Below are 11,940 nucleotides of genomic sequence, written 5' to 3'. Positions count from 1 at the left end.
ATGGTAACTACTGAAAACTTAACCACTGAAAAAACAATTCAAAAAACAAATAGCATGGGAATTACGGCTTACATCAATAAAAAAATTGCTGAAGGAGAACGAAATAGCATTGGTGTATCTATTATATTAATTACCGTAGGCTCTATGATTGCTTCCATAACAGCTGCTTTATCCGTAAATGGTGAGGTTAATTTATTTGCCCTAATTTTTGCTTGTGTAACCGCTATGGGAGCTAATGCAGCTGCCATAAGTCAACGTCCTTTTAAAATAATTGCTTGGGCATTTATTATTAATATAGTAGGTAATATTTCATTGATTTTTTACCTGCTTATGTCGTAGTTGTAGGCTTCGGCTTTGCTTCAAACATTCTAAAAAAGAGCATAGAAGCTATGTTTCGTGCTCTTTCTTTAGCTTCATGCGCTTTTGTGCCGTCAAAAAGTTCATCAACCGTTTCAAACCACAATTGCAACCAGCGTCCAAAGTGTTCCTGATAAATAGAATATTCGAACTCTCTATCTACATCTTTGTGTGCTTTCATCGGATTTCCTTTAAACTTTCTAACAAAAAACAAATTCGTTTCCCAAAAATCGGTTAGTTTTTGTAAATGAGGTTCCCATGTCTCTTCTGGAATTGTTTTTAAAAATATAGGACCTATAAAATCATCCTTTCTAATTTTATCATTATAAAAGGTTGATACTAACTTATACACATCTTCCCTATTTTCTATGTCTCTTTTATCCATTTACAAATCGTTGTTGAAATACGCTACAAAAGTATATCTTTATGCAATTGCAATTTATGACTTAAATCATAATGATTCCAGAAGAACTCTTATTAAAATATACCGCTGAAACGAAACGTTTTCAAAAAGACGAAATTATTTTCTCTGAAAAACAAACCGCACACTACTACTACCAAATAGTAAGCGGAGTGGTTAAAATGAATAATTTTAATGATGATGGTAAAGAGTTTATTCAAGGGGTATTTTATAAAAACCAAAGTTTTGGTGAACCTCCTTTGTTTATCGATGTAAAATATCCTGCCAATGCAGTGGCTATTTCTGATAGTACGATTTTAGCCTTATCTAAAAACAACCTGTTTAAATTACTACAAGATAATCCTGAAATTCACTTAAAAATCACCCAAAGTTTAGCTAAACGTTTGTATTACAAAGCTATTATTGCTTCCGAAATATCGAGTCAAGAACCTGCCCATAGAGTACTCCGCTTTATTGATTACTTAAAAGACGATGTATATAAAGTTGAAGGAAAGTATTCGTTTAAAGTAGCCTACACACGTCAGCAAATAGCCGATATTTTAGGTTTACGCGTAGAAACGGTTATTCGAGTAATAAAATCTTTAGAAAAAAAGGGAGACGTAAAAATTAGCAAACGAAAGGTATATCGTTAAAGCTTTCCTACAGAAATCATTCAATAAAGTGTGTTATAAACCATAAAATAATGGATTTATGGAATTCCGTAAGATTTTGTACACACCTTGTAGTAAGTTCGCTGGAATTGTATAATTAATTAACAAATAACAATAACTCGTTAATAACTTTATTTTAGGTAACCTATTGGTTTTAATATATTTGATAGCGTATAAAAATTGCTAAACTTTATGTTATTTCATGCTTTTACTGGGATAAAACAACTAAAGTTTGACATATAATCAAGTTGGTAACAATTAAAAAAAGAAAAAAATGGCTAAACCAAGAATATTCATAAGTTCAACATTTTACGATTTAAGACAAGTTAGATCTGACTTGAATATGTTTATTGAAAGTTTAGGCTATGATACTGTCAGAAATGAAGAAGGAGATATACCTTACGGAAAAGATGAAGCTCTTGAAGAATACTGTTATAAAGAAATTAAATCAATTGATATTTTAGTTTCAATAATCGGTGGAAGGTTCGGAAGTGAATCAAAAAGAAATACATCCTCTATCTCACAAATAGAATTAAAAACTGCATTAAAAGAAGGTAAGCAAGTTTATACTTTTATTGACAAAAACGTTTTATCAGAATATGAAACTTTTCTTTTAAATAAAGAATCTGATATTAAATATAAATATGTAGATGATAAACGAATCTATAAATTTATTGAGGAAATAAAAGGATTAAATGCTAATAACAATATCAAAGGTTTTGAGACTGCTACAGATATAACTAAATATCTTAAAGAACAATTTGCTGGCTTATTTCAACGTTTTTTGGAAGAACAAACGAGAATAAAAGAAATTTCAATAATTAATAATTTAGAAAAAACAGCAAACACCTTGAATAAATTAGTTAATTATTTAAGTGATGAAAACAAAGACCAATCAGAGGAAATAAATAGGATTTTAACAATCAATCACCCTCTTGTTGAACAAATGAGAAATGAATTAGATATTCCATATAATTTTTACATCGAAGGAGAAAAAGACTTAAACGAATTACTTGTCGCCAGAGGATTCTCAAAAGACGAATTTAGTCAATTAATGGATGAGGAAAATAAATATTTTTATTGGGACAAATCAACATCACGAAAACAAATTGATTTAAAAATATCTCAAAGTATATTTGAAGAACACAAGTTAAAATTTATCAAGAAAACAGATTGGAATGATAGTTATTTTGTTTTAAAAGAAACTGAAAAGTCAGAAGATAATGATTTACCTTTTTAAAAACGTTTTACAACAATGATTATAAGTAATTGCTTGTTTTCGTCTACTTCTGAAAATCCGAAGGATTTTCCTCTGGTTCGTTCCTTTTTTAGTAAGTTAGTTGCTTGCATACGCATCTATCTTTACACAAACACGTTAGGCATAATCTAAACTGACAAACCGAATGAATGAACTACTAACAGATACGAAAATTGTTGCAGCCATAATTTCTGCAATAACAGCTGTATTGACAATATTTATTCTCAAACCGATTGTTGACCGCAAATTCCTAAAATTTAGATTAAACCAAGAACATCAGTACGAACAAAGAAAAAAAATAAAAGAGGTTTTGGCTAAAAACAAAACTCACCTTTTGAATAGTGCCGAGGATTTGAATCACAGATTGTGGAATTTTACAAATAATCATAACCAGAATTGGCACAAAGTCGATGGAGAATTTTTTGAGAGCGGACACAATTACTTTAACTCATTTGCTTACAGGATTCTATCATTTTATGGTTGGTTAAGAATAATCGATAAGCAAATGATTTATTTGGACACAACAATTGCCTCAAAAGATGATTTGAATTTTATCAAGTATATTAAAGTATTTCCTCAAATTATGTGTGATTTAGCACTATTTAAAGGACAAGAATATGATGCTAACAATCCAACTGATCATTTTTTCAGAAATAATTTTCAGAACATATCATTAATTCTTGTCAAAGGAGATGAAGTAACAGATTATGCTAATCTTTTTGACGATTTAAATTATTATCAAGATGAATACTCTCAGCTTTGTGAATTTATCGATGGGATTTCGAGCACGGAAAACAGACTTCGGTATGATAGACTTAAATTGTTACATCTGACACTAATTTCATTTTTAAACAAATACGGATATGATTTTCAATACACAGACAAAAAAAAAATAGAGTTTATTACAAAAACACCAAGAAAATCTAAACTAATAAATAATTATACGGATTTTATTAAACGAATAAAATTGGATTCTGAAAAGGAAATGAAAAAACTATTGAAAATAATAAAAGACTATGCCTAACAATGACTATAAGTAACTGCTTGTTCTCGCCTACTTCTGAAAATCCTCGCGTATTTTCAACTTGGTGCGTACTTGCAAAGCTAAGTGCTAACCCACGCAACTACTCATAACCGAGACCGTTAGCGACAATAGAAATTATAATATTATGACTCTTAACGAATTAAAGGACATAGTAAAAAAGGAAAATGGGAATTATTCATTTAAACTATACTCTTCAGCTTTTGAAACTATAATGGTACAGGATATTTATGTACCAATTCTAAACTATAATACAGGAGAGAAAGAAACAGACGAAAGTAAACTTATAACTCCAAATATCCTGTCAAGTATAAACTCATTTCTTGATTTAAAAAAAGAGAATTTCATTGAAGAATTGCAAGATGAAATATTCAGACTGTTTAATATAAGCATAGAAGCCACAAGTTATGGACAAGTGCCAGACGAATTAATCGAAGAACACGGCAATACAGAAGCTAACAGAATATTCTTTGAAGGCAATAATAAAGAAACCGTATATAATAATTGTAAATTTAATATCGTGTCATACAACAACGAAAACCCCGAAAAGTGTTTTACCATTTTTACGGAAATTGATTGGGATTTGGAACATGGACTCATAATCCATTTTGCGGATGGAAAATTTATTGAAATAGAATAAAAGTCACTAACAATGTGTAAAAATGCATTAAAACACATTTTACACTAACCCTTAGCTACAATTCGTTTATAAAACTCTCTACACACTTTATTGTATTTACATATCTGTAAGGAAAACTCGCTAATATTTCGGCATGGGTCGCTGATACTAAGGCATGCTCCGTTAACACCACGGCACGGGTCGCTGATATTACGGCATGCTCCGTTAACATCACGGCATGGGTCGCTGATACTACGGCACGCTCCGTTAACATCACGGCATGGGTCGCTGATACTACGGCATGCTCCGTTAACACCACGGCATGGGTCGCTGATACTACGGCACGGGTCGCTGATATCAAGACATAGTTCTTCTTTAATTATACCTTAAAATAAATCTGTAATACTATTTTATTTTTTGGGTAGGGTAAATTATTATCTACTTGTTTCATTAGCGAAAAAAATTGTTCTCTTTAAAAAATTGCAACCCGAATAATTAAACCGATATGAAAACAAAACTCAACTATTTATTAGTTGTTCTTTGCTTTGCATGTATTCATGTACAAGAACAAAAAAATGAAGATCACAGAAAAAAGCTATGTAATTTCTTTCCAACGCTTCATAATTACACACCTCTACACGTAAAACCTTAATCATTCCCCTTAGGTATGAGAAAAATATTATTGCTAAGAATTTTAACTTAATTATTAATACATAAAAATGAAAATTACTAGGATTATTGTATTGATTGCTTTATTTACATCGGCACTCAATGCACAAGAAAAAGAAGTTGATTGCGATTTCAACATTAACAGAGCTTATTACCATTTGGAAGGAAATGAGTTTTTTAAAAAAGACAAACAAAAAGTTATTGAATACTTAACTCCTTGTGTAGAAACTGAAAATCCCTTGGCACAACTAATGATGGGACGTGTTTTACTAGAGGAAGCCACAGAAGAAAGTTACACAAAAGCTTTTAAACTAATTAAAGCTGCTGCAAAACAAGACAATGCTATTGCCGCTACTGATTTAGGCATATTGTATAAGTATGGTAGAGGATGTAAACTCAATTACAACAAAGCGAGAAAATGGTTTGAAAAAGGATTTGAGTTAGGGAACACCAAAGCAGCTTATTTATTAGGCTACCTATACTTAAAAGGCTTTGGAAACATACAACAAGACTATACAAAAGCGATTAGTTGGTTTGAAAAGAGCGACTATCCTATGGCGAAATATTGGTTAGGAGTTTGTTACTACCACGGGTATGGGGTAGAGAAAAATGTAGCCAAAGCAAATGAGTTATTAAAAACCAACTACGATACAGTAAAAGAAGCTAACATAAGTGAAGTATCTAAAAACTCAGAAGTAACAAATATAGAAGAAATTAAGCATGTTATAAATGAAGAAGAGACAGCTACATCAGCAAAAGTTACCAAACAACAACTTAGCGGAGTGTGGGAAGGCGATTTATTGTTTTTTGATTGGTCAGCAACTCATATAGAAAACAAAATTCCTTTTAAAATTACAGCGAAATATGATGCAGAAAGTGATGTATTACGTATCACTACGACCATTGTTGATAAAAAACAAAATGTAGACTTTACTAAACTAGACAACAGCCTTTATTTTAATGATATTACTGTTGAATTACCACATAGTTCATTTAGTAAAAACATTCCTTCTGTTTTAGAGCATCAATTACTTTCTTCTGATGTTTCTATCAAACAGTTTAATTCTGAAACCTACTTAACAGGAAACTTAGAGACTTATGTGAGTGCTTGGAAAGAATCAGGAGTACCTATCCGTTTTGTCTTAAAAAAGAAAAAGAAATTAGAAAACTCAGAAAAAGAGCTTTCAGAAGAAGCTTTGGCAGCACTTTCAAAACAAGAAGATAGTTTTATAAAGCTATATCCAAACCCTTTTGAAAAAGATGTAATTGTATCCTATTCATTAGAACAGCCAGCAAATACAAAGGTTACCATAACCAATATGAATGGATTACGAGAAAAAGTAATAAAGCCTTTAGCTAGTCAGGAAACAGGTAGCTACCAATATTATGTAGAGGGAACGGATTTACCTAAAGGAATGTATGTAGTAACCATACTAGTAGGAAAAGAAAGAAAAACAAGAATTATCATCAAAAAATAATTGCTAGAAAACACACAAATGAAAAGAATATATATACAGTTTTTACTAATACTTTTAGTAAGTACATTTAATATTGATTTACAAGCCCAAAGATTAAATATACCTGAAAAATCAACTATTGGAGATGAATTCTTAATTGCTCCAGATGGTACATATAGTGAATTAAGACCTGATTTATCTGGCAATTGTGGTTGTGAAATTTCTGATTTAAGTTTTAACTGGAGTGGTTCTTTTGAAGCTGCTATAGCTAACGAGAACTTGATTAGACTTGCTAGAAAAAGAACTTTAAAAAAATGGTACACTAACCAAATAAACAAAGTAGTTAAACCAGCTATTGAATATAAACTTAACCTGAAATTCCCTAGCTATAGTGAAGCAAAAACAGCACTTTTTAAGTATAGTGAACGAGGTAATATATCTAGAAATTTACCTATTACTAAAAGAAATTTAGAAAAAAAAGTTTCTGTTAATCAAAGTAGGCAACAAAAGTACTTAAAAGATCTAAAAATCTTAAACATTAGAGAAGCAGAAATAAGTTCCGGCAACATAACTAGCTCTGAATTTGGGTATTATAAAGTAAATGGAATTGATTTAAGAAATATTAAAACTATAAGTGATTTAAATAAAACAAAAAAAACAATTAACTCACAATTCGAATCTAATCATATAGAACTTTTTAAAAACAATCTAATATATAAAAAAGCTAAGTCTTTAAATTACTGGAGCATTGAAAAAGAAGTTATAAGTAAAAAACACAATTACTACAATAGCTTTAACGAATGGGACAGATTAAATTTGATGCAACTGTTAGTACACTATGAGCAGTATAAACAATTATCTAACTGTATGGTTTGTCTTCAACCAGAATCATTTACTAAGTTTAAAGGACTAGACATTGGGACAACAGAGTTTATTACAGCATACGCAACTAAAAATAAAGGAGGTGGAATGTCTGTATTTCATAAAGATTACTGGAGAGAAATTTTATATAAAGAATACAAAGAGAAAACAATATACAAGTATAACCCATCTTTATTTATGCAACATTTTATTGTATTGACAAATGCAGCACAAAAAGAGCATAAGAAAAGAAAAAAAGAAGAGTTAAATAAGTTATTAAACTCTACGAGTACCGCTGATTTTGCGATAACTAATTTTATAGAAGAGTTAAAGATTACTAATACTAAACAAAAAGAATGGTTATATAAACACAAATCAGAAGCCAACAAACTTGTAAGATTTGCAAATGATAATAGATATAGAGGTTTTGTTAATAGTTACGCTAAGAAATTTGTGAATAATGCCATTGAGGCTTATATGAAAAATATTGATGTAATTTTTGAGCAAACTAAAGTAACAGAGGTTATAAATAATATTCAAAATCCAATAACAGGAAACCCTGTTGAGTTGTATTTAATAGCAAAACACAAACGAAATATTTTACTATACCTATCATCTTATAGCACTTCTAGAGAAATAAAAGTCGGAGATTACTACCTTAAACCTCATTATGATAAAGCTAAAAAGCTTGTTTTTTATACTGCATATAGAACTGATAGTTCTGGAAGATCTTTGTTTGGTATAGAAATGCTTATAAAAGCAAGTGGTTTAAAAGATTTTAAAGAAAATATAAGTTTATATACTTCTGGTGCTAACTTATTTTATTTACAAGGAGTACCTTCTGAAGGACAAATTGCTTTGGCTGCTGGTGATTATTGGAGCGGATTAGGACAAATGTGGAAAGATGCTATTAAATCTGAAGAATGGTGGGCGTATGCAATTACTACAATGGGGCATTTTACTATAACAAACTCTATTCGTAAATTTGACACAAGTGTTAAGTATACATCTAGTTCTTCCTCTTATTTAAGTAAGAGTAGATTAGGAAAAATGATTGGTACCCTTAGAGAAACATTTAAAAAAACAGGAAATTTTGGAATGGGGCCTGCAACAAGAGCTGAAGCAGAAATTATGGGAAAAGCATGGCTTGGAAAAGGTTTTAGAGAGTCTAATAGAACTTCTGGAGTTTTTATTAGCGCAGATGGTTTAAGACAATACAGATCTCCATCTTTCAAACCTAGTTTAAATAAAACACAAGCTAATTTTCAATCACGTTATAAACCAACTGGAAATTGGGTAAATAATGGACATTTAGATATTATAGATTAAGTATATATGAAAGCAGTAATAAAAACAATGCATAGTGCAGATTTAACTATGCTTGGAAAAAGTTTTGAAGAATACAAACCAAAAGAAAAAGATCTTTTTGGTTTCAACTTTTCTTTGGAAGTAGGCCCTCTAAACGGAAGAGGACAGGAAGTTTTTGACTTTTTAGTTGCTTCTCCTAGGTATTTAACAGAACACTATCACCATCAGAGTGGAAAAAAAGCCATTTTTGGAAGACATATCATTATCATGTTTGAATATGATTTTAACGAATTATATACACTTGTAAATAAGTATATAGAAAAATTAGACGAACCCAATTGGAATGATTTGGCTATTAAAATTGGTAGAATAGGCCATTGGGAATTTGAAGACTATCAAGAATAATATCTTTGTTAAAGATATTTACAACTATAACGTTAAAACTTAAATCTATATTTAAAGAATTAAATAGAATTGGATAAGTAAGATGGAGTTGTAATTTTACAATATAACGAAGCTACTTTTAGAGGTAGCTTCGTTTTTATTTAAAATCGTTCCATTTCTTCTTAAAATATTTTATACTTCTTTGTCCCTAAATAAGATTGCTTTTATTTAGTACTAAAATTCCTGTAGTTTATCTCTAAAAAAAGGGAAGTATTTTCTATTTTTGTGCCTTTCAACACAACAACAAAACATGAACTTAACAGAATTAAACGCCATCTCTCCTATTGATGGTAGATACCGTAACAAAGTAGCAAGCTTAGCGAACTATTTTTCAGAAGAAGCTTTAATAAAATATCGTGTAAAGGTAGAAATTGAGTATTTCATTGCTTTATGTGAAATTCCATTACCTCAATTAGAAGACTTCAACAAAGATTTATACGCTGATTTACGTAAAATTTATGAAGACTTTTCTGCTGAAGATGCGCTAAAAATTAAAGAAATTGAAAGCGTTACCAATCACGATGTAAAAGCTATTGAGTACTTTATTAAAGAAAAGTTTGACAAGCTAAGCTTGAATAAGTATAAGGAGTTCATCCACTTCGGATTAACGTCTCAAGATATTAACAATACGGCTATTCCATTATCTATTAAAGATGCAATGGAAGAAGTATACTACCCTACTTTAGATACCTTAGTTTGCAAATTAGCTGATTTATCAGAAGAATGGGAAAACGTACCAATGTTAGCAAGAACTCACGGGCAACCAGCCTCTCCTACTCGTTTAGGAAAAGAGTTTTTTGTGTTTGTAGAACGTATTAACAATCAAGTTATTCACATACAACATACACCACATGCTGCGAAGTTTGGTGGTGCTACAGGTAATTACAACGCACACAAAGTAGCGTATCCAGATATCGACTGGAAAAACTTCGGGACTCATTTCGTTGAAGAAGTGTTAGGTTTACACCACTCCTTCCCTACTACGCAGATTGAGCACTACGATCACATGGCGGCTTTATACGACGGATTAAAGCGTGTAAATACGATTTTAATTGATTTAGATCGCGATGTTTGGACCTATGTTTCTAACGACTACTTCAAACAAAAGATTAAAAAAGGTGAAGTTGGTTCATCTGCAATGCCACACAAAGTAAATCCTATCGATTTTGAAAATTCTGAAGGAAACTTAGGAATTGCCAATGCTATTTTTGAACATTTATCTGCTAAGTTACCCGTTTCAAGATTACAACGTGATTTAACGGATAGTACGGTATTACGTAACGTTGGAGTTCCTTTTGGACATACGTTAATTGGTTTTGCTTCTACATTAAAAGGATTAAACAAGTTATTGTTGAATGAAGCTAAATTTGCTGAGGACCTAGAAAATAACTGGGCAGTAGTTGCTGAGGCTATTCAAACAATTTTACGTCGTGAAGCATATCCTAATCCATATGAAGCGTTAAAAGGATTAACACGTACGAACGAAAAAATCAACAAAGAGTCTATCGCTAATTTTATTGATACTCTAGAAGTTTCAGAGGCGATTAAAAATGAATTAAAACAAATTACACCATCTAATTACACAGGTATATAATGAGATATTTACTTACTTTTTTAGTTTTATTTTTAGCTATTTCATGTACTCCAGAAAAAAAAGGAGATCCTACACGTTTTGTACACGGAACATTTGAAATTCCTGCTGGAGATAACTACGGAAAAACAACTATTGTAAGAAAAGATAGCTTACAAATAGAAGAATACACTAAAAAAGTAAGTATTTCAACTGATAGCTTAGTTACTGAAAAAGAAGTAAAACATATAGATACGCTTTACATCAAATGGAAAAATAATTTCGCTTATACATTGCAAATGAAAAGTCCTAAAACTGATTTAGATAAAGATCCTATATTTGTTCAAATAACTAAAGTAACTGATAGCTCTTATAGTTTTACCGCAAAAATTGGCTATTCTAACTTTAAGCAAAAAGGAACTGTATATAAAGTAAAATAAACTATGGAAATTTTCTTACAAGCTGATACCTGGGTTGCCTTGCTAACCCTAACTTTTTTAGAAGTTGTATTGGGTATTGATAACATTATCTTTATCTCTATTGCTTCTAACAAGTTACCAGAAAATCAGCAAAAAAAAGCTACCCGAATAGGTCTTCTATTAGCTATGATTTTTAGAATTCTTCTTTTACTAGGAGTTTCTTATTTGATTAGTATGAAAGACCCTATCTGGAATATTGATTTGTCTTGGTTAAAAGTAGGTGTTACAGGTCAAAGTTTGATTTTGTTTGCTGGAGGTATATTTCTACTATACAAAAGTACTAGTGAAATTCACCATAAAGTTGAAGGAAGAGGTGAAACACACGCTTCTGGTAACCCTAAAAAGAGAGCTACTTTACTAAATGTTATAACTCAAATAGTATTAATTGATATTGTTTTCTCTTTTGATTCTGTTTTAACTGCTGTAGGTATGACAAATGGTATACAAGGAGCATTAATCATAATGATTATCGCCGTTATTGTCTCAATCTTAATTATGTTAATGTTTGCTACTCCTATCAGTAATTTTGTAAACAAACATCCTACAATTCAAATGTTAGCTTTATCTTTTTTAATTCTAATTGGATTTATGCTAATTACAGAGAGTGCACATTTGTCTCATACAATAGTTTTTGGACAATCAGTTGGTGCTATTCCTAAAGGATATTTATATTTTGCCATTACATTTTCTCTACTTGTAGAAATGCTAAACATGAAAATGCGAGGCAATTCAAAGAAAGGTTAAGAAAATATTAAAACTATAAAAAAATAAAACCTAATAGTAAATTTCTATTAGGTTTTATTTT

Annotated in this window: 12 protein-coding genes; 11 read left to right on the top strand and 1 reads right to left on the bottom strand. The window is 30.6% G+C overall.

Going from position 1 to position 11,940, the window contains the following annotated elements:
- Complete coding sequence (locus tag ACKTTR_RS07055; RefSeq protein ID WP_408027171.1) at positions 1-339, top strand: hypothetical protein; 339 nt, start codon at positions 1-3, stop codon at positions 337-339.
- Here ACKTTR_RS07055 and ACKTTR_RS07050 read toward each other — a convergent pair.
- The gene (locus tag ACKTTR_RS07050; protein ID WP_389864097.1) at positions 329-742 is read right to left on the bottom strand and encodes a group III truncated hemoglobin; all 414 of its coding nucleotides are present in this window, start codon (positions 740-742) and stop codon (positions 329-331) included. The two genes, ACKTTR_RS07055 and ACKTTR_RS07050, sit on opposite strands and share 11 nt — an antisense overlap.
- Positions 743-813: 71 nt before the next feature.
- On the opposite strand from ACKTTR_RS07050, the gene ACKTTR_RS07045 reads away from it, so the two are divergent.
- From ACKTTR_RS07045 to ACKTTR_RS07000, 10 genes are all read left to right on the top strand, one after another.
- The gene (locus ACKTTR_RS07045; protein WP_115901517.1) at positions 814-1,410 is read left to right on the top strand and encodes a Crp/Fnr family transcriptional regulator; all 597 of its coding nucleotides are present in this window, start codon (positions 814-816) and stop codon (positions 1,408-1,410) included.
- A gap of 292 nt (positions 1,411-1,702) precedes the next feature.
- Positions 1,703-2,668 (top strand): DUF4062 domain-containing protein, encoded by a 966-nt coding sequence (locus ACKTTR_RS07040; protein WP_408027170.1) that lies wholly within the window; start codon positions 1,703-1,705, stop codon positions 2,666-2,668.
- Between the two features lie 163 nt (positions 2,669-2,831).
- Entirely contained in the window at positions 2,832-3,710 is an 879-nt protein-coding gene (locus ACKTTR_RS07035; protein ID WP_408027169.1) for a hypothetical protein, read from the top strand.
- Positions 3,711-3,942: 232 nt separating this feature from the next.
- Complete coding sequence (locus tag ACKTTR_RS07030; protein WP_408027168.1) at positions 3,943-4,368, top strand: DUF6985 domain-containing protein; 426 nt, start codon at positions 3,943-3,945, stop codon at positions 4,366-4,368.
- Positions 4,369-5,066: 698 nt separating this feature from the next.
- Positions 5,067-6,494, top strand: a complete 1,428-nt coding sequence (locus ACKTTR_RS07025) for a T9SS type A sorting domain-containing protein (RefSeq protein WP_408027167.1) — start codon at positions 5,067-5,069, stop codon at positions 6,492-6,494.
- An 18-nt stretch (positions 6,495-6,512) separates the two neighbouring features.
- Positions 6,513-8,663, top strand: a complete 2,151-nt coding sequence (locus ACKTTR_RS07020; protein WP_408027166.1) for a hypothetical protein — start codon at positions 6,513-6,515, stop codon at positions 8,661-8,663.
- A 6-nt stretch (positions 8,664-8,669) separates the two neighbouring features.
- Complete coding sequence (locus ACKTTR_RS07015; RefSeq protein WP_408027165.1) at positions 8,670-9,047, top strand: Imm8 family immunity protein; 378 nt, start codon at positions 8,670-8,672, stop codon at positions 9,045-9,047.
- 289 nt (positions 9,048-9,336) lie between these two features.
- Positions 9,337-10,680 carry an adenylosuccinate lyase gene (gene purB / locus ACKTTR_RS07010; RefSeq protein ID WP_408027164.1) on the top strand — a complete coding sequence of 448 codons (1,344 nt, stop codon included), beginning with the start codon at positions 9,337-9,339 and terminating at the stop codon, positions 10,678-10,680.
- Positions 10,680-11,096: a hypothetical protein gene (locus tag ACKTTR_RS07005; RefSeq protein WP_125067740.1), complete on the top strand. Its 417-nt coding sequence runs from the start codon at positions 10,680-10,682 to the stop codon at positions 11,094-11,096. Before purB ends, ACKTTR_RS07005 begins: the two co-directional genes overlap by 1 nt.
- Before the next feature lie 3 nt (positions 11,097-11,099).
- Positions 11,100-11,879 (top strand): TerC family protein, encoded by a 780-nt coding sequence (locus ACKTTR_RS07000; protein ID WP_408027163.1) that lies wholly within the window; start codon positions 11,100-11,102, stop codon positions 11,877-11,879.
- Positions 11,880-11,940: the final 61 nt, after the last annotated feature.

Origin of the sequence: Tenacibaculum litoreum (genome assembly GCF_964513915.1) — a bacterium.
Taxonomy (GTDB): Bacteria; Bacteroidota; Bacteroidia; order Flavobacteriales; family Flavobacteriaceae; genus Polaribacter; species Polaribacter litoreum.
This window is presented reverse-complemented; position numbering and strand designations above follow the sequence as displayed.

Coding starts and splice junctions, on each gene's coding strand:
- ACKTTR_RS07055 (WP_408027171.1), top strand. CDS start 1: ATGGTAACTACTGAAAACTTAACCACTGAAAAAACAATTCAAAAAACA.
- ACKTTR_RS07050 (WP_389864097.1), bottom strand. CDS start 742: ATGGATAAAAGAGACATAGAAAATAGGGAAGATGTGTATAAGTTAGTA.
- ACKTTR_RS07045 (WP_115901517.1), top strand. CDS start 814: ATGATTCCAGAAGAACTCTTATTAAAATATACCGCTGAAACGAAACGT.
- ACKTTR_RS07040 (WP_408027170.1), top strand. CDS start 1,703: ATGGCTAAACCAAGAATATTCATAAGTTCAACATTTTACGATTTAAGA.
- ACKTTR_RS07035 (WP_408027169.1), top strand. CDS start 2,832: ATGAATGAACTACTAACAGATACGAAAATTGTTGCAGCCATAATTTCT.
- ACKTTR_RS07030 (WP_408027168.1), top strand. CDS start 3,943: ATGGTACAGGATATTTATGTACCAATTCTAAACTATAATACAGGAGAG.
- ACKTTR_RS07025 (WP_408027167.1), top strand. CDS start 5,067: ATGAAAATTACTAGGATTATTGTATTGATTGCTTTATTTACATCGGCA.
- ACKTTR_RS07020 (WP_408027166.1), top strand. CDS start 6,513: ATGAAAAGAATATATATACAGTTTTTACTAATACTTTTAGTAAGTACA.
- ACKTTR_RS07015 (WP_408027165.1), top strand. CDS start 8,670: ATGAAAGCAGTAATAAAAACAATGCATAGTGCAGATTTAACTATGCTT.
- purB (WP_408027164.1), top strand. CDS start 9,337: ATGAACTTAACAGAATTAAACGCCATCTCTCCTATTGATGGTAGATAC.
- ACKTTR_RS07005 (WP_125067740.1), top strand. CDS start 10,680: ATGAGATATTTACTTACTTTTTTAGTTTTATTTTTAGCTATTTCATGT.
- ACKTTR_RS07000 (WP_408027163.1), top strand. CDS start 11,100: ATGGAAATTTTCTTACAAGCTGATACCTGGGTTGCCTTGCTAACCCTA.